Origin of the sequence: Streptomyces sp. NBC_01525 (genome assembly GCF_045040405.1) — a bacterium.
Lineage (GTDB): Bacteria > Actinomycetota > Actinomycetes > Streptomycetales > Streptomycetaceae > Streptomyces > Streptomyces benahoarensis.
On record NZ_CP109397.1, the window covers coordinates 7,023,737 to 7,045,223 of the forward strand.

Below are 21,487 nucleotides of genomic sequence, written 5' to 3' on the forward strand. Positions count from 1 at the left end.
CATTGCCCGCGCTGGAAGCCGCCTGCCAGATCGCGCCGCGCGATGCGCGCAGGCTGTCGAAGTGGTTCTTCGAGCGGCTTTCGGCCGGTCTCGTTGCGGAGTCGGGTGGTGGTCTTGTCGTGGTAGCCGAGCGCGTCCGCGACGACGGGGGCGGGCAGTTCGAGGAGCTGCTGGCGAATGGCCGCGCCGCGGGCCGCGGCGGCCGGGACCCGGCCTAGTGCTGTGACCGCGTAGGTTCGCCGGGTTGGTGGTCGTGACGGTTGGATGTGCGGTGACGTCCATTCGACCGCTGGAGGCGCGGTGGCTGAGCCTGTCCGTGTACGCAGATTGACCGACAAGGAGGGGCAGAAGCTGAAGCAGATCGTGCGCCGGGGCAGCACGAGTTCGGTGCGTTACCGGCGGGCGATGATGCTGCTCGCTTCGGCGGGCGGAAACCGGGTGCCGGTGATCGCCCAGCTGGTCCAGGCCGATGAGGGCACCGTGCGCGACGTGATCCACCGCTTCAACGAGATCGGCCTGGCCTGCTTGGACCCTCAGTGGGCGGGAGGCCGTCCCCGCCTGCTCACCCCTGACGACGAGGACTTCGTCATCCGGACAGCCACCACCCGCCCCACCAGGCTCGGCCAGCCCTTCACTCGCTGGTCGATCCGCAAACTCGCCGCCTACCTGCGGGAAGTGCACGGACGTGTCATCCGCATCGGCCGTGAAGCCTTACGGTGCCTGCTCCGGAGCCGCGGCATCACCTTCCAGCGCACCAAGACATGGAAGGAATCACCCGACCCTGATCGCGACGTCAAGCTCGACCGGATCGAGCAGGTTCTGGACCGCTTCCCGGACCGGGTCTTCGCCTTCGACGAGTTCGGGCCGTTGGGGATCCGGCCCACCGCAGGCTCCTGCTGGGTAAAGCAGGGCAAGCCAAACCGGCTGCCGGCGACCTACCGCCGCACCCATGGCGTCACCTACTTCCACGGCTGCTACTCCGTCGGCGACGACCGCCTGTGGGGCGTCAACCGCCGCCGCAAGGGCACCGTCAACACCCTGGCCGCGCTGAAGTCGATCCGCGCCGCCCGACCCGACGGCGCCCCGATCTACATCATCCTGGACAACCTCTCCGCCCACACCGGCGCCGACATCCGCCGCTGGGCGAAGAAGAACAAGGTCGAGCTGTGCTTCACCCCGACCTACGCATCCTGGGCCAACCCGATCGAGGCCCACTTCGGCCCGCTGCGGCAGTTCACCCTGGCCAACTCCCACCACCGCAGCCACCCCACACAAACCCAGGCACTGCACCGCTACCTGCGCTGGCGCAACGCCAACGCCCGCCACCCCGACGTACTTGCCGCCCAACGCAAGGAACGCGCCCGCATCCGCAGCGAGAAGGGCATCCGCTGGGGCGGACGCCCCCTCAACGCCGCAGCCTGACCGACCGCGAACCGCAGCCCCGGAGTGCCGAAAGGGACAAGTTCACGAGAAGGACAGCGACAGAAGGACGACTCAGGAGGCGGACGACTCGATCTCCCCCGCAAAGACGATGACCTGGTCGATGAGGCTCCGCCGCAGATGGACGACGTCCGTTCCCGCCAGGCGGGGGCCTCCATCCGGCGTGGTGAAGACCCACTGGTACCGGGCCCACTCGCCAGGCATGTCCACCGATGAGCAGCGCACCATCGTGCCGGTCCCCGCCGGGTGGCGCCGGATGTCCAGCACGAACCGCTCGACCGCCGCGATTCCTTCGCTGCGACCCAATGGCCCCCAGAAGACCACGTCTGAGGTCAGGGCCTGGGAGAGCAGGGCAGTCACATAGCTGTCGTCCGAGGCGTTAAACGCGGAGATGAACGTGTCGATCGCGGAGCGTGCCGTCTCTTCCTGCATGCCCCAGTAATACCAGCCGTTGCGCGTGCGCTCGTCCCGCGAGCCGGCCCCCGATCACGGTGGACCATCCCGGTCACAGCACTAGACGGGAGCAACGAGGTGCGGGAGCCCTCCTGGCCGTACTGCGCACACGGCGCAGACCCTGCTGCCGCCCCCATCGACTGCCGCGGCATCCACGTCCGCGGCCACACGGCTTGCCTTGCCCGCCCGGCCGAAGCGCAACGAAGCGGTAGGTCCATCCCGCCCACTGCTCACCGTCGTACGGTGAACTCTTCGATCGCCTCCCCGAGTTCGGATCTTTGCCCGAGCCGAGCATCCTGCGCACCCGGCGGGAGCGGGAGGCCAAACGCCCCTCATCGCATCAGCAGCCCGGGCGCGTCGGCCGTTATCTCTTGCACAGGGCGGTGTTGCGTCGGCGTGGTTGAGGCCCCTTGAGGTGGGTGCCGGTCTGGCGGTGGTGGCGATCGTGGCGGCGCGGCCGTCATCGGTGGCGCCGGTGCGCGTGTGGTAGCCGGGGGTGTCACCGCGGTGCCCCCACATCAGGCCGCCGCAACTCAGCGGTGTACTTGTCAGTCCCAAGCCGAACCGGATGCCGGATCCCGAGTCGAATGTGTCGGCAACCTTGACGGTGGTGCGCATCTGGGCGAGCTCGTTGGGCCCCAGGAGCTCGCCGCCGATCAGGGCGGAGAAGAAGCGGTTCAGGTCGCTGGGGGTGGAGATCAGCTGCCCTGCGGACCAGGCCCAGGAGGGGTCTATCCGTGTGATGTCTTCCAGCGGGGCTCCGGGCTTCGTCGCGGAGTAGCCCTTGGGGTGAGCATCTCGGATGCGTTCGTCGCCGGTGCTGGGGAAGTAGGTGTGGCGTAGGCCGATGCGGTCGATGACCCGGTGGGTGATCCGCTCGGCGACCGGGCGGCCGGTGACCTTCTCGATGAGCAGCCCGGCCAGGACGTAATTGGTGTTGCTGTACGACCAGTTGGTCCCGGGGGCGAACTCCGCCTTGTGGGCGAGCGCCACATCGAGCAGCGTGCGGGGCTGGTAGTAGGTGTGGCGGCCGGTGCCGAATATGGCCTCTTCACCCAGGAAGTTGGTGTAGTCGGGCAGTCCGCTGGTGTGCTGGAGGAGCTGGCGCACGGTGATGTGGTGGCCGTCGATGCCCTCGCCGCGCACGAGGTCGGGCAGGTACTTCTCGATGGGGGCGTCGAGGGCGACTTCGCCTTCGCCGACCAGTTGCAGGACGACCGTAGCGGTGAACGTCTTGGTGTTGCTGCCCGCCCGTATCTGTCCGTCGACCGGTACCTTCGCCATGGTCTTCAGGTCGGCGACGCCGGTGGTGTAGTTCTGGGTGTGCCCGTCACGGTCGACGGTGGCGGCCAGGGCTGCGGGGAACCTGTCGTCCTGTAACAGGCGTTCCATACCCTTGCGTACGGCATCACGGGGGCTGTGGGACTGAGCCGCGGACGAGGGCAGCATGCCGACCACGGCTACGGCCAGGGCGCCAGCCGACACCGCAGCCCGTCGCGTCTGAAACGCCTCGATCAACGACGAAACCGCCCCAAAAACCCGCTTCTCGCACTCCACCTGCTCCGCGACCTCGCCCGAGCTCTCCTTGAGCTGGCCACCTCCGAACACGCAGGTGTGTGCCACCTGGCAGGGCCAGACGCCCTCAGCCGTCACGAGCTCGGTGTCATGATCACTGGCCGTGATGCATTGGACGCCTCCACGCTGGCGGTCGGCTGCCGCGCCGGCACCGGTTCTCCGGGGGCATTGGACGTCCGTCTGGACAGCGCTCGGACGCAGCGCATTTTGGACACCACGCTCCGCGGCGCCCGTGACTTCTTGCGTCGTGAGCGTTGACTCATACCGGTTTTGCCCATGACGGTGGCTGACCCGGCGACGGCTGATGCGGCGGGCAGCAGGCCGATGGGGGGGGGCGGCGCCGCCGCCCAGGTGGCTGTACTGGTCGGCGGCCCGGCGGGCGCGGACCTCCAGCGGTGCGGCCGTGGTGTGGGCGACGAGCTCGGTGTGGCCTCGGCGGTGGCGGCGGGCCGAGATCGCGTGGCTGACGCACGAGCCGGTCGAGGTGGTAGAAGGTGACGCCGTCGCTCACGCCGAGGGCGAGGTCGGCGAGCAGTTGACGGAACTCGGGCCGCAGAACGACCCAGCCGATGGTGCCGTCGGGTTTGGTGATCTTGCGCTTCTTGAAGGCGGAGGTGTCGTTCTCCTTGTAGATCTTGACGAACGGGCTCCAGCGGAGTCGGGCCCGGCTCTCCTCGGCGTCTTCGAGCTCGCGGTCGACGCCGGCCTCCAGTCCGAAGCGGTCGGATGAGATGCGGAGGTAGGCGCCGGGGCGCTTCGGGACATAGGAGGCCAGGTGGTCGTGGAGGTTGAGGGTGACCTGCCCGCCGCGGGCGTGTGCAGGGACCTCGAAGTCTTCCCAGGCGGTGGTGAGGGCGGTGGCTGGCACGGTGTCGGCTCCTGGTGCGCGATGCTTCCGATACCGGGCACTGTCCGTCGGACCCCGCGGTGGGGCGGTGCCGTGGATCCTTTGTAAAATCCGCGGTTTCGCTGGTGGATACTGATCGCCATGCGCGTTGACTTCGATCCTGCAGAGATGCCCCGTAGCGATTTCTACAAGCTGCTGACCGCCACGGTCGTGCCGCGGCCGATCGCCTGGGTGTCAACCATCGACCGGTATGGCGTTTCTGCGAATCTTGCCCCGCACTCGTTCTTCAGCATCGCCGCCGTCGCCCCGCCCGTCGTGCAGTTCTCCTCCGTCGGCCGCAAGGACTCGCTGCGCAACGTCGAGGCCACCGGCGAGTTCGTGGTCAACTTCGCCCCCGAAGGGCTCGCCGCGCAGATCAACGACACCGCGACGGATTTCCCGCACGGCATCAGTGAGTTCGAGGCCGCCGGGATCGCCGCCGAGCCCAGCCTGCGCGTCAAGCCGCCGCGGGTCGCCGACTCACCGGTGGCGCTCGAATGCGAACTGCACAGCACGCTGCGGATCGGTGACTCGACCGTCGTCTTCGGACGCGTGGTGCACGCCGCGATCTCCGAGGAGGTCCTGGTCGACGGGCACGCCGAGATCGACCGGCTGCGCCCGCTGAGCCGCCTCGGCAAGGACGAATGGGGCACCGTCGGCGGCGTCCACGTCACCCCGCGCATCCGCTACGCGGACTGGCAGGGACCGACCACCTCCGGCGCCTGACCGGCGGCGGGCGCTCCTGACCCGGACACCTTACGGACGTACTGCAGGGCCGCCGCCCTGATGTCGTCGTCGGTGACCTCGGGCGTCATGGGCGGGCGGTGATGCTGCGGTACATGTCCCCAGTCTGCCTCCGCCCGGCGCCACCGGGCAGCCGGACGGCAACGGGCCTTGCGGGCACCCGGACCGGAAGCGGCCCCCCGGTCAGCCGAGACCGGTGACCCGCATCGTGATGTTGAGCCGTCCGCCCCGCAGCCCGCACGCCGGATCGCAGGTCCCCGGATACACCTTCGGCACCCCGTGGTACGCGAACCGGGACGGCCCGCCGAACACGAAGAGATCCCCGGACCGCAGCTCCACATCGGTGTACGGCCGGCCGCGGTTCTCGGTGTTGCCGAACCGGAAGACGCAGGCGTCACCGATGCTCAGCGACACGACCGGCGCCCCGGACCGCTCCTCCTTGTCCTGGTGCATCCCGAGCCGCGCCGCCTCGTCGTAGAAGTTGATCAGCGCCGTGTCGGGGGTGTAGCCGTCGCCCGCAGCCGCGTCCCCGTACGCCTCGGTTACCGCCCGCCGCCCCAGCTCCACCATCCAGTCCGGGAAGGCGGCCACCCGCGCGCCGTTCACATCGTCGGCGGTGCGGGTGTACGCGTACGGCTGCCAGTGCCACCCGATGCAGACCGTCTGCACCGACATCACGCCGCCCCGGGGCAGCTTGGTGTGCCGGATCGGCGCCGGGCCGCGCGCCCAGTCCCGGCACGCCGCGACCAGCTCCCGCTGCGCCCGCACGTCCAGCCAGTCCGGGACGTGCACCGCACCGGGCGCGAGCTGCCGCCGGGCGCGCGGCGCGCCGTCCGCCGGGCCGTCGAGCCCCTCGAAACCGGGCAGTGGCGTCGTCATCCGTACCCCTTCACTCCAGGCGGGCCTGTTGCCACGCCTCTTCCAGGCTGCCACTCCCGACGCGCTACGCGGGCGGCCCCGGCAGGGACCGGGTGACCCAGCCCCGGTCGATGACCCAGGTGTGTCCGTCGGCGGTGGCGCCCCGCATGCCGTCGAGGGTGCCGGGGCCCGCGAGCGCGGCGAGTCGGGAGTCGCCGAGCGCCGCGAAACCGACCGTACGGGCAGGATCCCAGCCGGTGCTGTGCCGCAGCCGCCGACTCATCTGCGCCCAGCCCGGCGCCGCCGCGGCGATCACCCAGGCGTCCGGCTCCGGAGCGGTGAGACGGCCCGCGAACCGGAGCCACGAGGCGGCCTCTTCCGGCCAGTCGACAGTGGCCCACACCTGCCGCCCGGCCGCCCGCCACGCCCCGGCGAACGCCCGCGCCGCCGCGGCCGACGCCGCGTCCCGGCTGTGCCCGACGACGACCGCCTCGATCCGGGAGCGGCGGCGCCCGGCGCCCGTCGGATCCGTCAGCAGACCGAGCACCGCGGCCAGTTCGGCGTCCGTGTGACCGGCGGGCGGGGGAACGTCGCCGAGCTGCGCGGTCACCTCCGCCGCGGAGAGCAGCGGGCTCGCCGCACGCCGCCCCTCACCGCTGCGCGCGGACATCACGGGCCCCTCGTCCGGTGCTCGCGCGGACGCCCCGGCGGCGCCCCGCCACCGGGCACCGGGCCGAGCGGTACCGACTCCTGTCATGGATGGTCACCCCCGAATTCTGCGCCGCGGCCTGGCGGGGGACCGGCGGAAATCCGCCATGGTGGTCGGCCGCTCCGTCGGGCCGTCATCCCCGCCCCGACGGTGGTGACCACCCGCCGCCGGGCCCTGGACGCGGCCGTGCGCCCGCCGTATCGTCCCCGGGCGTACGCCGTGCGGGCCCTCCCCAATCGACGTACCTGCCCTACGCAACGGAGCCGGTCCGTGGACGGACACCCCGGTCGGCTACCCGGCACCGGGCGGGGTCGCGCACCCGGCCCGGGACCTGGGGCTTCACGAGGGCAGATGCCGTCCGAAGGCGCCGGGTGGCCGAGAGGTTCATACTGCCGTCGAGGGTCGGCGCGGCCGACGGGCGACCGAACGCACCGCGCCGCCGTTAGTGAGGCGTTAGCGCCCCGTTAGCCGCCTGCCAGCGCCTCGGGGCACGCTGGCCGGGCAGCCGATTCGACCGTGCGTACCCACGCAAGGCGGGTACCCACCCACCACCCGAGGGGGAGCCGCATGACGCTCACCAGCAAGGCTCTCGGCCGCGGCCGCCGTCTGGCAGCCGGGTCGCTGATCGCCGTCGCCGCGCTCGCACTGACCGCCTGCCAGGAGGGTTCCGGCTCCGGCTCGCACGCCGCGCCTGCCTCGTCGCCCACCGCCGCCGGTCAGGACGCGACCCGGCCCTCCGGCGTCGACACGCAGCCCTCCGGCGACGGGCCGAGCGCCGGGGCCAAGGAGTCCGCCGCGCCCACCGGCGCCCCCGGAGCGGGCAACGCGACGTCCGCGAGCCCCGGGCACGCCCCCGGCAAGGCCACCCCGGGTGCCAAGGAGGAGCCCCCGTCCGCGCTCGCCGCATCGGACCGCTGCACCTCCGCCCAGATGTCGCTGAGCCTGGGCGCCCCCGACGCCGGTGCCGGGAACTTCCGGTACCCGCTGACCTTCACCAACAAGGGCAAGAAGGCGTGCACGCTGCGCGGATACCCCGGCGTCTCGCTGATCTCCCGCGACGGCACCCGCATCGGCAGGCCCGCCACCCGCGAGGGCGGCGCGGGCGGCGTCGTCCGCCTGGCGCCCGGCGCGAGCGCCCACGCCCTGGTCCACACCGTCAACGACGGCGTCTCCGACACCCCGTGCTGGAAGCGCGGCGCCTACGTGTACGTCTACGCGCCGGGCTCGAAGGAGTCCATGACGACGGGCAGCGGCAACCTCCGGGTCTGCGGCGGTGAGTTCACCATCACCGCGGTCGAGCCCGGCACCTTCAGCTGACGCGGCCAGCCCGCCGGATTCGGACGCACGGCCCGCCGCGCGCCATACCACCCCGCCGCCTCCGAATCCCCGGAATGCGCCGGGCGCGTAATTTCCAAACCGCACGGTCTGAAAAAACCGGCGCTCCACGCGGGATCAGGTACCCGAAGGCGACCTTCCGGGTGCCCGTGTGCGCTCATCGCCCATAAAACCAGACCGCCGCGTACAATTCTCCGGGAATTCGTCCGAAACGGGCGTGGCACAATCCGGCCGTGACTACCGAACACGGCCTTCTCGCCGGCAAAGTCGTTCTGATCACGGGGGCCAGCAGCGGCATCGGCGCCGCCGCGGCACGGGTCTTCGCCGCCGAACAGGCCACCCTCGTGCTCGCCGCCCGACGCGCCGACCGGCTCGCCGAGGTAGCCACTGAGCTGAGGGAAAGGGGCGCCCAGGTGGTGTACGCGCCGACGGATGTCACACGCCCGGACGAGGTGCGCAGGGTCGTGGATCTCGCGCTCGACACCTTCGGCCGTCTGGATTCGGCATTCAACAACGCCGGGATCGGCGGCGATCAGAACGCCATGCATCTCATGGACGACACGGTCTACGAACAGATCATGGAAACGAATGTACGAGGCACCTGGAATTGCCTGCGGTACGAAATACGCGCGATGTTGGAAAACCCTCGCGGTGGCTCCATTGTGAACAACAGCAGCGTCGGCGGATTGCAGTCCATTCCGGCCGCCGCGCCCTATGTCGCGTCGAAGCATGCCGTCGCCGGGCTGACCAAAGCCGCCGCGGCCGAATACGCGGACCGGTCCATCCGCGTCAACAGCGTCGCCCCGGGCACCACGCGCAGCGAGATCATCGCCGACTGGTTCGCCCGCAATCCGGAGCTGGAACCCCGGCTGCACGCCGCCACCCCGCAGGCGCGCACCGCCCGCGCCGAGGAGATCGCCGAGGCCGCGGCCTGGCTGTGCAGTGACCGCTCGTCGTTCGTCACGGGCGTCGTGATGCCGGTCGACGGCGGCTTCACGATGGTGTGACGGGAGCGGCGGCACCGTCCGTACCGATGGACCGCGGCGCCCCGGCGACGGCCGGAGCACCGCGGTCCGGGGCGCGTACTCCCGGGCCACCGGCCTCCGCCCGCCGGGGCTGCCGTTACGTCAGCGTGCTGCGGAAGACCTGCCGGTCGCCCTGGTAGCCGCGCACCACGACCCGGAAACCGTCCCCGTCGGCCTCGCCGCCGGAGGTTTCCGCCTCGATCCAGCACGGCGCGTCGAACTCGACGTACTGGTCGAACGCCGTCGTGACCGTCCGGGGTACGAACGAGGCGGGTGCCGTCAACCGCGCCGCCTGGTGGGCGGCTTCGATCAGTACCAGCCCCGGGGTGTGGTCGACCGGGTGGTCGTACAGCAGCCGGTTGGAGAAGTCGCACCGCAGCTGCCAGCGCCGGGAGCGCTCGGTCGGCGACAGCGCCACCTCCGCCGGGTCGTGGCGCCCCACCCGCTCGGGCGCCACCGGCACGGGCAGCGGCGGCTGGTCCAGGACGGCCTCGACGTGATTGCCGCGCAACCGTCTGTAGACCGCCGGGGCGATCCACTCGAAATCCGTGGACCCGCTGCCGATCCGCACGCCCTCCGGGGTGGTCAGCTCCATCTCCAGGCGCAGCCGTGTCAGCCGGGTACCGCGCCGCCCCTGCTCCGTGCCGGACGCGTGCAGGACGACCTCGACCGGTACGCCCTCCGGCGGCTGGAAGGACGCGTCCAGGCGGAAGCCGAAGGTCCGCAGCAGCATTGCGTGGTTCAGTGGCGTCTCGAACTCCGTATGGGCGATCAGCAGTCCGGCCTGCCGGATGGTCTGCGCCACGACCAGGGATTCGTGCCGCACCCCGCCGCTCTCTGCGGCCCGGATGAAGCCGGGCCAGCGCGCCGTGAGAGCGAACTCCATCGCCCCGCGCCGCTCGCACCCCGTCAGGAAAACGGAGTCATCGAAGCTGAGGTGGAGGAATTCCTTGCGCACCGCGGAGGTTGCCCGCTCCGGAGCATCGGGCTGCCGTGCGCCGTGCGGCAGTTCAGGCCGGTCGGAGTGGCTCGGTATGAGCAACATTGGGCACTCGACTCCCCTGGTGCGGTGGTCTGGTACTGAACCGGCGGCTCCGGCAAATGCTAAGATACGTACTGCCCGGTTTTCTTTGCAATGCGTCGCTGAAGATAATGACGATCCGGTGCTCGGGCCCATCGGAAACCCGGCTCGTTGGATGCCGGAAACACCGGCGGCGACAGACGAATGAGGTCCCCTGATGGCGCGGCAGGCACGGGCGATCCAGACTCGGCGCACGATTCTGGAGGCCGCCGGTGAGGTCTTCGACGAACGCGGTTACGACGCCGCGACCATCGCGGAGATCCTCGGCCGGGCGGGTGTGACCAAGGGCGCCCTGTACTTCCACTTCACCTCGAAGGAAGACCTCGCCCGGGGCGTGCTCGGCGAGGCGCTGACCACCGAGGGCGTGCTGCCGCAGGACTCCAAGCTGCAGGAATGGGTCGACGTCGGCATGGTGCTGGCCCACCGCCTGCCCCAGGAGCCGCTGCTGCGGGCCTCCATCACGCTCTCCGCCGACCGGCACGCCCGCGCGCTCCTCGGCACCTCCTGGCCGGGCTGGATCGACTACCTCGCCGACATGCTGCAACAGGCCAAGGACCAGGGCGAACTGCTGCCGCACATCGACCCGCAGGAGACCGCCGCGCTCTTCGTCGGCGCCTGGACCGGCGTCGAGGTGGTCAACTCCGCCATCGACGGCGGCCGCCTCGAAACGAAGATCGCGGCGCTGTACGACCATGTGCTGCCGGGCATAGCCGTCCCGGGCGTGCTGGGCCGACTGGACACCGCCGCCGACCGCGGCGCCCGGATGTGGCGCGTCCACCGGAGGTCCGGCGGTTCGGACGCCCCCGCCACCGGCGGCTGAACGGACCCGCCGCGGCGGGCGTTTCACCCGCCGGGCTACCGCACCAGCTCCGATGCGGTCCGCTGCGCCGCCGCGGTTCGCCGCCGTATCCGCGGCGTCGTCCGCGTATCGGACGGCTCCGGGGTCTGTGGCGCCCCGGGGCCCGCCAGCATCGGCAGGAACGACCGCCACAGGCCCGTCACCGCGGACGGGGTGAGCCAGTTCGCGTCCTCGCGCGCCAGCACCTCGAAACCGGTCGTCGCCCCCACGAGTGCCGTCGCCGACTCCTCCGCCGCCAGGCCCGGCACCAGCAGTTCCTGCTCCCCGGCCCGGTCGAGGAGTTCGCGAACGCACACATGCCAGCGTGTCCGCAGATCCGGTCCGGAGCGGTACGCGGACTGGCAGTTGAGGCGGTATCCGGCCCGCGCGACGACGTCGGTGGCCAGCTGCCGGGCCAGGACGTGCGTGGTGTCGACGAGTGCCTGGAGCGGGTCCGGGGTGAGGTGCCGCACGGTGCGGGCGGACTCGTGCAGCGTGCGCGCCGCCTCGTCCTCGACGGCCGCGGCGACCGCGGCCTTGGTGTCGAAATGGAAGTGCAGCGCGCCGGTGCTCACCCCGGCGCCCGCGCTGATCGCGGTGAGCTTCGCCCGCGGGTACCCGTGCTCGTCGAAGGTCTGCGCGGCGGAACGGATCAACGCCCGCCGGGTCTGCGCGGACCGCGGCTGCCGGCTCATCGGGCACCTCCCAGGACCCGGACGCGCCGGGCCGGACCGGACGCCGCGCGCGTGGAGCGCCGCGCGGAAGTGGGGGGAAGGTGCGGGTGAGGGCGGGTCATGGCCCCATAAAACCAACTCGGTGGTTTGATTTCCACCGCCCGGAAGGGTGGTCCGGGGGCTGGACTCCGTGTGAGGGAAGGGAGTTGAGGGTGGGGGAGTGGCTGATGCGGTGATCGAATTGCCCGCAATGATGGCGCTCCAGGTCGGTTGGTCCGGCTTGGCTCGGCCTCAACGCGGCGCTCCGGCCTGGCCGCCCCGGCTCGGCCGCTTTGCCTCGGGCGCCCCGGTCACGCCGTCCTGCCTCGGCCCGCCTGGCCCGTCGGACCCCTCCACCTCGTCCCCGCACTCCTCGACGGCACCGGCCACCTCCAACTCCCTTCGGGGACACGGCCGTCGGCTGTCGCGAAGCTCCGCGAGCCCGCCCCGGCAGCCCGTACGCTGCGCCCCGTGACCACAGCCCCCGCCTCGGCGTCACTGTCCCTGCGGCATGACCGGCGGTTCGCGCTGCTTGTCGCCGCCCGTACGATCTCCGTCCTCGGCAACAGCTTCGCGCGGGTGGCGCTCGCCTTCGCGGTGCTGGCGCTGCCCGGGGCGACGCCGGGGCGTCTCTCGTTGGTCCTCGCCTGTCAGGCCCTGCCGCAGTTGGTGTTCATCCTGGTCGGCGGCGTGATCGCGGATCGGGTGTCCCGCTCCCGGGTGATGATCGTCGCGGATCTGGCGGGCTGTGCCGCGTACGCGGGACTGGCCGCCATGGCGCTGACCGGCCGGGCGCCGCTGCCGCTGTTCTGCGCGCTCGCCGTGCTGGCCGGTCTCGCCACCGCGCTGTTCACCCCGGCGATGGCCGGAGCGGTGCCGCAGATCGTCCCGGCGGATCGGCTCCAACGGGCCAACGGCCTGCTCAAGGTCGGCACCAACTCCTCGATGCTGCTCGGCCTCGCCCTGTCCGGCGTCACCGTCGCCTTCGTCGGCGCGGGCTGGGCCCTGGCCCTGAACGCCGCCTCCTTCCTGGTGAGCGCGGCCCTCATCCGGGGCCTGCGGCTGACGGCGGTGCCCCGCTCCACCGCCTCCGGGTGGGCGGATCTGCGGGAGGGGTGGCGGGAGTTCGCCGGGCGGCAGTGGCTGTGGGTGGTCGTCGCGCAGTTCTCCCTCGTCGTGGCCGCGCTCAACGCCCACGTCGGGGTGCTCGGTCCGCTGATCGCCGAACGCGACCTGGGCGGTGCCCGCGCCTGGTCGCTGCTGGTCGGCGCTCAGGCCCTGGGCACCGTGGCCGGTGCCGGACTGGCCGCGCGACTGCGGGTGCGCCGCCCCGTTCTCGTCGCGGTCCTGGCGACCTTCCCGATGGCCCTGCCGATCGGCCTGCTCGCCGTGCACGCGCCGGTGCCGCTGAGCATGGCAGCGATGTTCGTCTCGGGCGTCTCCGGCGACATCTTCGGCGTGCTGTGGTCGACGACCCTCCAGCGCGAGGTCCCGGACGCCGTCCTCTCCCGGGTCAGCGCCTACGACGCCTTCGGCTCCCTGGCCTTCGCACCGCTCGCGCTGCTGGTCGCCGGGCCGCTCGCGGCGGCCGTCGGCCTCGGCCACGCCCTGGCCGGGTGTGCCGCCCTGGTGTTCCTGGCCTCCGCCGCGGCGCTGCTGTCACCGCAGGTATGCGGCCTGCGGACGCGCGAGGGAACGGGGGCCGCGTCGGCCTCCGACACGTAACGGGTCGCCGGGCGCGTCGGCCGCCGCGGTGCGAGCATGACACATGGCCTTTCGCGAGCTGCGCGCACTGCGGGAACGCCGGGAGCTCACCCGGTATCTCGTGCTGATCCCGCTCGCGCTCATCTGCGCCATCTGCGTGGTCGACAGCCTCTTCCCGCCCGAGGTGCACCTCGGGCCGCTGCTGGTGGCCGCCCCCACGTTCACCGCGGCGTTCGCCGGGCCGCTGGTCACGGCGGCGATCGCGGTGCTCGCCGTCGTCGCCCAGGTCGTCATCGGGGTCATCAGCGGCGACGCCACCTCCCGCAACCACCAGGTGCAGATCGTCGCGCTGATCCTCGTCGGCACCCTGGTGGTGCTCTTCACCGTGGTCCGCGACCGCATCGAACGGCGGCTGGCCACGACCCGTTCGGTGGCGGACGTCGCCCAGCGGGTGCTGCTGCGCCCGCCGCCCGCCCGCAGCGGCCCCCTGGAGATCGCCTCGCTCTATCTCGCCGCCGAGGAGGAGGCGGAGATGGGGGGCGACCTGTACGCCGCCGCCCGTACGGGCGACAGCACCCGGCTGCTCATCGGTGACGTCCGCGGCAAGGGGCTGCCCGCGTACGGGCACGCCGCGCTGCTCCTCGGGGCCTTCCGGGCGGCCGCGCACCGCCGGGCACCGCTGCCCGCCCTCGCGGAGCATCTCGACGGCGCGATCCGCTGGGACACCGCGCAGTGGGGGAGCGACGCCCCGGACGAGGAGGAGGTCTTCGCCACCGCCACCCTGCTCGACCTACCCGACCGCGAACCGCGGGTCCACACGATCACCTGCGGACATCCGCCGCCCCTGCTGCTGCGCGACGGGGAGGTACGCACCCTTGACGCCCGGCACATCGCCCTGCCGATCGGCCTCGGCGGGCTCGGCGGCCCCGCTTCGTTCCGGGTCGACACCTTCGCCTTCGCGCCGGGCGATCTGCTCCTGCTCGTCACGGACGGCGTCACCGAGGCCCGCAACGCCGAGGGCGCCTTCTACCCGCTGGCCGACCGCGCCGTTGCATGGAGCGGATGCGGCCCCCGCGACGTCCTGCGGCTGCTCCACGCGGACCTGCTGGCGTACGTCAACGGGCGGCTCGGCGACGACGCGGCGGTCCTCGCGATCCGGCGCGCGGACGCTCCGTAGGGAGCGGCCCGAGCAGCCGCCCTCGGCCGCCAGTATCTACGCTACTGCAACATCCCGCGCTTGCAAGTAAATAAATGCCGTCAACATCGGCGCCTTCCACCTCGGCAACGCCCTCGCGGCATGGCTCGGCGGCCTCGCCCTCACGGCCCATCTCGGCTACACGGCCCCCAACGCTGTCGGCGCCGCCCTTGCCGCCTCCGCCCTCGTCCTGTCCTTCGCCTCGGTGGCCCTCGAACACCGACGCCGTACCGCCCGCCGCGCCTGTCTCCGCCCCGGCGCCCGGTACGGACCGCGTCCCCGTCCACCACTGAGGCCCGCCCCGCGAAACGGACCCCGGAAAACGAAACGGGCCCGGCCGCAATCTCCCGGCCGGGCCCCTCGCCGTACGACGGCCGGCGTGGCGACTAGCTGCGCACCTGGGCGGAGAACGGGCACACCCAGTCCGCCGGCTTCGGGCGGCCCGAGTACCGCCGGGCCTCCGACAGCTTCTCGTACTCCAGCAGGTTCGGGTTGATGTCGCCCTGGAGTTCGATGTCCTGCTTGCGGATCTTCTCCTGGAGCCGGTCCCAGAGCCCGGCCGCCTTTATCCGGTCGAACTGCGCATGGGAGTTGAAGGCCAGCATCGGGAACGGCGGCCGACGGCCGACCCGGACATGAGTCTCGTGCAGCCCGATCACGAAGAACGGGTGCCCGGCGACGCTGAAGGCGAACGCCCCCGACTGCGGATCGTGGTCGTACCCCTCGGCCCAGCCGTGCGTACGGCTGTCGTGGTCGTGCACGCCCTGCAGCTGCTGCCACATCAGCCGCTCGAACTCGGTCTCCGGCACCTCCAGCGGCCCGGAGAACGTCGCGACGAAGCTGGTGAAGGGCTTGGCCGTCCAGTCCACGGCCGCCACATACGCCTCAAGATCCTCCGCCAGCTGCCGCGCCGCCTCGTCGTCACCGAGCCAGGTGTAATGGCGATGGGTGATCCCGCCCTGCCGCCAGGCCGAACGACCGGCCAGGCAGGCAAACGAGTCACCGAGCAGGAACTGCCCGACCACTTCGGTGGCGGAGGGGGCGTCAGCCAGCATGTTCACGACCTTCGGTGAGAGGTGCCCCGAGGCGGGGATGACCGTGGCAGTCAAGAACGATCACGGCCCCGGCGTCAAGAAAACGCCAGAAGTGCCTGGTCAGCCATCGTGCACGACGAAGCCTCGGCCGCGCATCCCTTTCTCTCCACCGGCAACCCCTACTTCACGGGCACTGCGCCGCGCCCGCACCTCTTCGCGGTGACCGACGGAGGTCAGCGGAACTGACGAGACGTCAAATTGCTGGTATAAGCCTCACTTGAGGGTGATCAAAGGTATTTCGCGAGGCAAATCGCGTCGTGTGAGGAACGTTCGACGGAGCGCAACAGGACGGCGCCGCGAGGGCCCGTGATGGAAGCGCGCGCAGGGTAGCGCCGGTGCGGCGGCGGGCGCTCGATCAGCTGTGCGGAATCCGCGCCTCCCGTACGGCGAAACTTTCCGGCCGCGCCCGCGCAGCGGCCGGTTGCGGGCGGCGGGATCGGAAATCGACGATCGGCTCACCGCGTACCGGCCGGCCCCACCGGTCGGCACTTCCTTCGGCAAGGAGCCCCTGTGAGCGACCGGACCAGCCTCACCCCCGATGCCGCACGGCAACTCGCGACCACCACCAAGACCACACCCCAGATGCGCGGCATCACCCCGCGCTACCTCCTGCGCGCCCTGCCCTGGGTGGACGTCGAATCCGGTGTCTTCCGCGTCAACCGCCGCCGGACCTACGTCCTCGGCGACGACCGCATCAGCACCCACAGCGACGGCGGAACGACCCGCGTCATCCCGGGCGACCTGCGGGAGCTGCCCTACCTCCGGGAGGCCGACGACGCGCTGCTCGCCGAGCTGGCGGACGCCTTCACCGAAGTCCCCTTCGGCGCCGGGCAGATCCTGGCGGCGGAGGGCGAGGCGCACGACCGGCTGTGGGTGATCGCCCAGGGACGCGCCGAGAAGCGGGTGAGCGGGCGCTACGGCGAGGACGCCCTGCTCGAAGTGATCGCCGACGGCCAGTTCTTCGACCTCGACGCCTGGACCCGCGCCGCGCCCCTGCCGTACCGCGTCAAGGCGCTCACCCCCGGCGTGGCCCTCTGCGTCGACCGCGCCACGCTCTCCGGGCTGTGCGACCGCGACGCGACGGTACGGGGAGCGCTGGACGCCTACCTCGTGGCGGACGGTGTCCTGCCGGGCGCCGAGGTGCCGGTCGACCTCAGCGCCGGGCACATCGGCGAACCCGAACTCCCCGCGACCTACGTCGACTACGAGGACACGCCCCGCGAGTACCACATGACCCTCGCGCAGACCGTGCTGCGGGTACACACGCGGGTCTCCGACCTCTACAACGGGCCCATCGACCAGACCCGTGCGCAGGCCAACCTCACCGTGCACGCGCTGCGGGAACGTCAGGAAGCCTCCCTGCTCAATCACCCGGAATTCGGCCTCTTCCGCAATGTGGCCCCCGGCCAGCGGGTACAGACCCGCACCGGCGCCCCGACCCCCGACGACCTCGACGAACTGCTGACCCGGGTCTGGAAGCAGCCCGGCTACTTCCTGGCGCACCCGCGCGCCATCGCCGCGTTCGCCCGGGAGTGCACCCGCCGGGGCGTGCCCCCGGTCATCGACAACCGGTTCGGCAGCCCGCTGCTCACCTGGCGCGGTGTGCCGCTGCTCCCCTCCGACAAGGTGCCGTTCTCCGGCGGAGCGGGCATCGGGACCACCGAGATCCTGCTGATGCGCGTCGGCGAGGCCGAGCAGGGCGTGGTGGGGCTGCGCCCCGCAAAGGTTGAGGACGAGGTCGAACCCGGCCTGGCGATGCGGAACATGGGCGTCGACCGCAAGGGCATCACGTCACACCTGATGACGGCGTACTTCAACGCGGCGGTGCTGGTCGAGGACGCCCTCGCGGTCCTCCAGAACGTCGAGGTCTCCCACTACCATGACTACTCCTGACCCCCTCCGGGGCTGGCGGCCGGGCCGGCCCCCGGGCCCGTCCCCGACGCACGCGGGCACGCCCCCGGCCGCGACCACCCCGCCCGCCGCGCACCCTTCCGGCCTCCCCGGCCGACGGACCGCGTTCTCCCCCGAGGCCGCGCGCGCGGACGTCCCGATCCTGCACCGCACGGTGAACGGCCACCCGCTGGTCTGGCTGGACAACGGAGCCACCACGCAGAAGCCACGCCAGGTGATCGAGGCCCTGGCCGCGTTCTACGGATCCGCCAACTCCAACATCCACCGCGGCGCGCACACCATGGCCCGCGAGGCCACCGAGGCGTACGAGGAGGGCCGGGCGGCCGTCGCCCAGTTCCTGGGGGCGCCGTCGCCCGACGACATCGTCTTCGCCCGCGGCACCACCGAGGCGATCAACCTCGTCGCCCAGAGCTGGGGACGCGCCCACCTCGGACCGGGCGACGACATCCTCGTACCGGTCCTTGAGCACCACTCGAACATCGTCCCCTGGCAGATGATCGCCAAGGAGACCCGGGCCCGTGTGGTGCCCGTACCGCTGCGGCCGGACGGGCGGATCGACCAGGACGCCTACGCCGACCTGCTGTCCATGCGGACCCGGCTCGTCGCGCTCAGCCATGCCTCGAACGTCCTCGGCACCGTCCCGCCGGTACGAGCGATGACCGCGCTCGCCCACCGCTACGGAGCCAAGGTGCTGGTCGACGGCGCCCAGGCGGTGGCGCACTTCCCCGTCGACGTACAGGAACTGGACGCCGACTTCTACGTGTTCTCCGGCCACAAGCTGTTCGCCCCCACGGGCATCGGCGCGCTCTACGCGAAGCCGGACGTCCTGCGGGACATGGCGCCGTGGCAGGGCGGCGGCAACATGATCGAGTCGGTCTCCTTCGACCGGACCACCTTCGCGCCCGCCCCGCACCTCCTGGAGGCCGGTACCGGGCACATCTCCGGTGTCGTCGGCCTGCTGGCCGCGTTGAACTGGCTGACCGCCTTCGACCGGGATGCCGTCGCCGCCTACGAGAATTCCCTGCTGGCCTACGCCCGCCAGGCCTTGGCCGAGCTGCCGGGACTGCAACTGCTGGGTTCGGCGCCGGACCGGATCGCGGTGCTGACCTTCACCCTCGCCGGACACGCCCCCTCCCAGGTCGCCTCCTGGCTCGACGGCGACGGCATCGCCGTACGGGCCGGACACCACTGCGCCCAACCGGCGCTCGCCCACTACGGCGTGGAGAGCGCGGTCCGCGCCTCGCTGGCGCTCTACAACACGACGGAGGAGGTGGACAAGCTGGTCACGTCGCTCCAGCGCTTGCACGCGGAGACCTGACGTCCCGGCCCCTGGCGCGCCGCCCACCCGTCCGCGGGATCCGGTGGGCGGCGCCGCCACGTCCGGTCAGGAGGCGGTACGGGACAGCGCGAGCCAGTCCTGCCAGGCGATGCCGCGACCCAGGTAACGCGGCTCGCGGAAGGGCCGGTCGGCGGCGACCCACCGCGGCACCAGCGTGTCGAGCGCCCGCTCCGCCGCGCTGCCGACGAGGTCGTCCACCACCCACCAGGCGATCTCGCCGTCGGAGCCGGTGCGCTCGGGCGGATCGATGGAGACGCAGCCGAAGAGCGCCGTCTCCGCCTCGTCCAGGAGCGCGTAGTGGAACGACTGGTGCGCGGCGATCTCCCGCTTGTGCCGCAGCACGTCGACGCGGTCCTCCTCGTAGGTCAGGGTCGCCCGGGGCCAGCCCCACGCCGGGCCGAAGATCTCCCACAGGCGCTCCTGGGAACCCAGCACGGCGGGGTGGTCGATCGCTGTGTCCGCCTCCCGGATCGGCCGCAGATGAAGGCCGGTGCCGGGCACCGGCACGTGAACGGGGGGACGAAGTCGTCAGGCAGTCAGCTCATGGGCGCCGAGGCTGCACAGGGTGCGCGGCGCGCCTGGGCCCGGGCGGCGAAGTGCCGGCCGGGGCCGAGGGCGATGGGTCAACGTCCCGTCCCTTACTTCAGGGCGTCTTCCTCGCTGGACTGCCAGTAGGTGACCCGGGTGCTCGGGTTGATCTGCAGACCGGCCGGGCCGGGGGAGGAGACCGTGTAACGGCCGTCCGTGCCGGAGTTGGCCTTGGTGGCGAGCGTGACGGTCAGGCTCTTGGTGCGGTGGTTCTGCGTCGACTCCTTCTGCGCCAGGGTGATCGCCGCGTACGCGGTCCTCCCCGGCGCCACCGTGACCACGGCCTGCGGCTTGCTGTCCTGGTCGACCGTGAGGTTGTGCCCGGCGACCGGGTCCGAGACGAACGGCGCGTTGTACACCGAGCACGGCGTGGAACCGTTGTTGGTGGCCGTCAGCAGCACCGCCGACGGCATGCCGCCGGCCTCCTTCAGGGCGATCTCCGTGGTGCCGAGCACACAGTCGTCACCGGCCGAACCGTCGTCGCTCTTCGGGTCCTTGGCCGGCGCGGCCGAGGACGGGGCCTGGGTCTCGTCGCCCTTCTTCGCCGCCTGGGCGGGGGAGCTGTCGGAAGCCTTGTCCGTGCCCGCGCCGTCGTCGGACCGCGCGGCGGAGCTGCTCGCGGAGTCGGACGCCTTCGACCCGTCCGCACCTCCGTCACAGGCGGTCAGGGAGAGGGAGAGAACCGCGACGGACGCGAGTCCGAGGGCGGAGCGGGTGCGAAGTGCGGTGCGCATGATGGTGGTACCTCATGAGGAACGGTGGGTTCGATGGATCTGGCTCCCCACAGAATGCGATCCGTTCCTGACATTCCTCCAACAATCCGTGAATGTTTCACCAATGCTTTTCCGGTGGGCGGCTCCGCCCTGCCCGTGGCCTCCGGCCGCGCGGCGGTGGTTTCCGCCGGCTCCGGGTGGCGCCGCGCGTGCGGGCGGTGAAATGCCTTGTCAGGGCAGCAGTCGCAGCCGCGGTGGCGGCGGGATCTCGTCGTCGGGCCGTTCGTCCGCTTCGGGCTCGGGGGTGCGCGGCCTTTCGTCGTCGGAATCGGGTTCGGGGTCCACCGGATGTCCTTGAAGGGCCGCCATCGCGGCTTCCAGGGTTTCCTTCGTCACCTGCATCCGGATCCGGGCCAGCCGTTCCAATTCGTTACTCGACACGGTGTCAGCGTAGTGGGCCCGCCCGCACCTGTCCTTGATCGGGTCCTTCTCGCACCCCCTGTTCCTTCCTGCGTCCTCGCCGGGGCTCCCTCCGAGCTCCCTTCCGGCCAACTCCTCTCTCCTACAACACCATTGACGCCCCGTTGGTTGCCCGATGCGCGACGGAGATGATCGCGCGATGCGCCGCCCCTCGGAGAGACCCGGCCGGTGCCCGCTCCCGTCCGGCCGCGGCCGTGCCCCATCCGTGGCAGCATCGGCGTATGCAGTACCGCTATGCCACCGAGGCCGACGGGCCCGCCATGGCCGCGCTCTTCGCCGCCAACCACCACGACGCCCTCACCGCGGAGCAACGCGCCGACCAGGGATTCGTCCAAGGGAGCCTGAACGAGGGTGCGCTGCGGGGGATGGCCGCCCACGGCGGACTCCTCCTCGCGGACGACGGCGGTGAGGTCGCCGGGCTCCTCGCCCTCTCCGCCCCCGACAGCCTGCCCGCCCCGCCGCCCCCGGTCCGCGCGCTGCTCGCCGCGCAGGACACCCTCCGATGGCAGGGGCGCCCGCTGAGTACGGTGCGCTGGCTGCTGTACGGGCCGCTGGTCGTCGACGCGGCACACCGGGGGCGGGGCGTCGCCCGACGGCTGTTCACCATGGCGCGCACCGCCGCCGCGGGCCGCGCGGATGCACTCGTCGCCTTCATCGAAGCCGCCAACAGGCCGTCCTGGCGCGTCCACGTCGACGGGTTCGGCATGACGCCCCTGGGGGACGTCGCCGTGGGCGAGCGCGTCTACCACGTGGTCGCGGTGGCGCCCCGGGCGGAGTCCGGCTGACGGGCGGACGCGGCGGAGGCC

General features: G+C 71.8%; 21 protein-coding genes and 4 pseudogenes. 13 read left to right on the top strand and 12 right to left on the bottom strand.

Annotated elements, in window-relative coordinates:
- Positions 1–2 precede the first annotated feature (2 nt).
- Both OG422_RS30450 and OG422_RS30455 read left to right on the top strand, forming a co-directional pair.
- Positions 3–218: a hypothetical protein gene (locus tag OG422_RS30450; protein WP_405747505.1), complete on the top strand. Its 216-nt coding sequence runs from the start codon at positions 3–5 to the stop codon at positions 216–218.
- Positions 219–300: 82 nt separating this feature from the next.
- A complete protein-coding gene (locus OG422_RS30455) occupies positions 301–1,422 on the top strand; it encodes an IS630 family transposase (protein WP_405747506.1) in 1,122 nt (373 codons plus the stop codon).
- A 72-nt stretch (positions 1,423–1,494) separates the two neighbouring features.
- Here OG422_RS30455 and OG422_RS30460 read toward each other — a convergent pair whose 3' ends face one another.
- Together OG422_RS30460 and OG422_RS30465 are read right to left on the bottom strand one after the other, a co-directional pair.
- Complete coding sequence (locus OG422_RS30460; protein WP_405747507.1) at positions 1,495–1,872, bottom strand: nuclear transport factor 2 family protein; 378 nt, start codon at positions 1,870–1,872, stop codon at positions 1,495–1,497.
- A gap of 81 nt (positions 1,873–1,953) precedes the next feature.
- The gene (locus OG422_RS30465; protein WP_405747508.1) at positions 1,954–3,285 is read right to left on the bottom strand and encodes a serine hydrolase domain-containing protein; all 1,332 of its coding nucleotides are present in this window, start codon (positions 3,283–3,285) and stop codon (positions 1,954–1,956) included.
- Positions 3,286–3,459: 174 nt separating this feature from the next.
- On the opposite strand from OG422_RS30465, the pseudogene OG422_RS30470 reads away from it, so the two are divergent.
- Positions 3,460–3,726 (top strand): annotated as a pseudogene (locus OG422_RS30470) (dTDP-4-dehydrorhamnose reductase); the annotation flags it as partial.
- Position 3,727: 1 nt separating this feature from the next.
- Here the strand turns inward: OG422_RS30470 and OG422_RS30475 are convergent.
- Positions 3,728–4,336, bottom strand: coding sequence for a recombinase family protein (locus OG422_RS30475; RefSeq protein ID WP_405747509.1), 609 nt, complete (start codon positions 4,334–4,336; stop codon positions 3,728–3,730).
- 120 nt (positions 4,337–4,456) lie between these two features.
- On the opposite strand from OG422_RS30475, the gene OG422_RS30480 reads away from it, so the two are divergent.
- Positions 4,457–5,080 carry a flavin reductase family protein gene (locus OG422_RS30480; RefSeq protein WP_143942403.1) on the top strand — a complete coding sequence of 208 codons (624 nt, stop codon included), beginning with the start codon at positions 4,457–4,459 and terminating at the stop codon, positions 5,078–5,080.
- Between the two features lie 2 nt (positions 5,081–5,082).
- Here the strand turns inward: OG422_RS30480 and OG422_RS30485 are convergent.
- From OG422_RS30485 to OG422_RS30495, 3 genes and pseudogenes are all read right to left on the bottom strand, one after another.
- Positions 5,083–5,169 (bottom strand): annotated as a pseudogene (locus OG422_RS30485) (DUF2277 family protein); the annotation flags it as partial.
- A gap of 112 nt (positions 5,170–5,281) precedes the next feature.
- Complete coding sequence (locus OG422_RS30490) at positions 5,282–5,977, bottom strand: alpha-ketoglutarate-dependent dioxygenase AlkB (RefSeq protein ID WP_143942402.1); 696 nt, start codon at positions 5,975–5,977, stop codon at positions 5,282–5,284.
- A gap of 64 nt (positions 5,978–6,041) precedes the next feature.
- Positions 6,042–6,626, bottom strand: coding sequence for a hypothetical protein (locus OG422_RS30495; RefSeq protein ID WP_405747511.1), 585 nt, complete (start codon positions 6,624–6,626; stop codon positions 6,042–6,044).
- Positions 6,627–7,232: 606 nt separating this feature from the next.
- Here OG422_RS30495 and OG422_RS30500 point away from each other — a divergent pair.
- Both OG422_RS30500 and OG422_RS30505 read left to right on the top strand, forming a co-directional pair.
- Positions 7,233–7,982 carry a DUF4232 domain-containing protein gene (locus OG422_RS30500; RefSeq protein ID WP_405747513.1) on the top strand — a complete coding sequence of 250 codons (750 nt, stop codon included), beginning with the start codon at positions 7,233–7,235 and terminating at the stop codon, positions 7,980–7,982.
- A gap of 251 nt (positions 7,983–8,233) precedes the next feature.
- Complete coding sequence (locus OG422_RS30505; protein WP_143942399.1) at positions 8,234–9,007, top strand: glucose 1-dehydrogenase; 774 nt, start codon at positions 8,234–8,236, stop codon at positions 9,005–9,007.
- A 115-nt stretch (positions 9,008–9,122) separates the two neighbouring features.
- Here the strand turns inward: OG422_RS30505 and OG422_RS30510 are convergent, their stop codons facing one another.
- Positions 9,123–10,070: a ScbA/BarX family gamma-butyrolactone biosynthesis protein gene (locus OG422_RS30510; protein WP_405747515.1), complete on the bottom strand. Its 948-nt coding sequence runs from the start codon at positions 10,068–10,070 to the stop codon at positions 9,123–9,125.
- Positions 10,071–10,263: 193 nt separating this feature from the next.
- Here OG422_RS30510 and OG422_RS30515 point away from each other — a divergent pair, with 193 nt between their 5' ends.
- Positions 10,264–10,926 carry a ScbR family autoregulator-binding transcription factor gene (locus tag OG422_RS30515; RefSeq protein ID WP_405747517.1) on the top strand — a complete coding sequence of 221 codons (663 nt, stop codon included), beginning with the start codon at positions 10,264–10,266 and terminating at the stop codon, positions 10,924–10,926.
- 35 nt (positions 10,927–10,961) lie between these two features.
- Here the strand turns inward: OG422_RS30515 and OG422_RS30520 are convergent, their stop codons facing one another.
- Positions 10,962–11,639, bottom strand: coding sequence for a ScbR family autoregulator-binding transcription factor (locus OG422_RS30520; RefSeq protein WP_405747518.1), 678 nt, complete (start codon positions 11,637–11,639; stop codon positions 10,962–10,964).
- Positions 11,640–12,128: 489 nt separating this feature from the next.
- On the opposite strand from OG422_RS30520, the gene OG422_RS30525 reads away from it, so the two are divergent.
- The 3 genes and pseudogenes from OG422_RS30525 to OG422_RS30535 form a co-directional block, all read left to right on the top strand.
- Complete coding sequence (locus OG422_RS30525) at positions 12,129–13,382, top strand: MFS transporter (RefSeq protein WP_405747520.1); 1,254 nt, start codon at positions 12,129–12,131, stop codon at positions 13,380–13,382.
- A 43-nt stretch (positions 13,383–13,425) separates the two neighbouring features.
- Positions 13,426–14,538 (top strand): PP2C family protein-serine/threonine phosphatase, encoded by a 1,113-nt coding sequence (locus OG422_RS30530; protein WP_143944208.1) that lies wholly within the window; start codon positions 13,426–13,428, stop codon positions 14,536–14,538.
- Positions 14,539–14,611: 73 nt separating this feature from the next.
- Positions 14,612–14,815: pseudogene (locus tag OG422_RS30535) on the top strand (MFS transporter); the annotation flags it as partial.
- 127 nt (positions 14,816–14,942) lie between these two features.
- Here OG422_RS30535 and gntA read toward each other — a convergent pair.
- Positions 14,943–15,611 carry a guanitoxin biosynthesis heme-dependent pre-guanitoxin N-hydroxylase GntA gene (gene gntA / locus OG422_RS30540; RefSeq protein WP_405747522.1) on the bottom strand — a complete coding sequence of 223 codons (669 nt, stop codon included), beginning with the start codon at positions 15,609–15,611 and terminating at the stop codon, positions 14,943–14,945.
- A 549-nt stretch (positions 15,612–16,160) separates the two neighbouring features.
- Here gntA and OG422_RS30545 point away from each other — a divergent pair.
- Both OG422_RS30545 and OG422_RS30550 read left to right on the top strand, forming a co-directional pair.
- A complete protein-coding gene (locus OG422_RS30545) occupies positions 16,161–17,543 on the top strand; it encodes a family 2B encapsulin nanocompartment shell protein (protein WP_143944210.1) in 1,383 nt (460 codons plus the stop codon).
- The gene (locus tag OG422_RS30550; protein WP_405747523.1) at positions 17,530–18,879 is read left to right on the top strand and encodes a SufS family cysteine desulfurase; all 1,350 of its coding nucleotides are present in this window, start codon (positions 17,530–17,532) and stop codon (positions 18,877–18,879) included. The genes OG422_RS30545 and OG422_RS30550 overlap by 14 nt, the downstream gene beginning before the upstream one ends.
- A gap of 66 nt (positions 18,880–18,945) precedes the next feature.
- Here the strand turns inward: OG422_RS30550 and OG422_RS30555 are convergent.
- The 3 genes and pseudogenes from OG422_RS30555 to OG422_RS30565 all read right to left on the bottom strand — a co-directional run bounded on the left by OG422_RS30555 (position 18,946) and on the right by OG422_RS30565 (position 20,642).
- Positions 18,946–19,436 (bottom strand): annotated as a pseudogene (locus tag OG422_RS30555) (N-acetyltransferase).
- Between the two features lie 102 nt (positions 19,437–19,538).
- Positions 19,539–20,222: a DUF4232 domain-containing protein gene (locus tag OG422_RS30560; RefSeq protein ID WP_405747524.1), complete on the bottom strand. Its 684-nt coding sequence runs from the start codon at positions 20,220–20,222 to the stop codon at positions 19,539–19,541.
- Positions 20,223–20,432: 210 nt separating this feature from the next.
- Positions 20,433–20,642 carry a hypothetical protein gene (locus OG422_RS30565; RefSeq protein ID WP_143944638.1) on the bottom strand — a complete coding sequence of 70 codons (210 nt, stop codon included), beginning with the start codon at positions 20,640–20,642 and terminating at the stop codon, positions 20,433–20,435.
- Between the two features lie 260 nt (positions 20,643–20,902).
- On the opposite strand from OG422_RS30565, the gene OG422_RS30570 reads away from it, so the two are divergent.
- A complete protein-coding gene (locus OG422_RS30570) occupies positions 20,903–21,466 on the top strand; it encodes a GNAT family N-acetyltransferase (RefSeq protein ID WP_405747526.1) in 564 nt (187 codons plus the stop codon).
- Positions 21,467–21,487 lie beyond the last annotated feature (21 nt).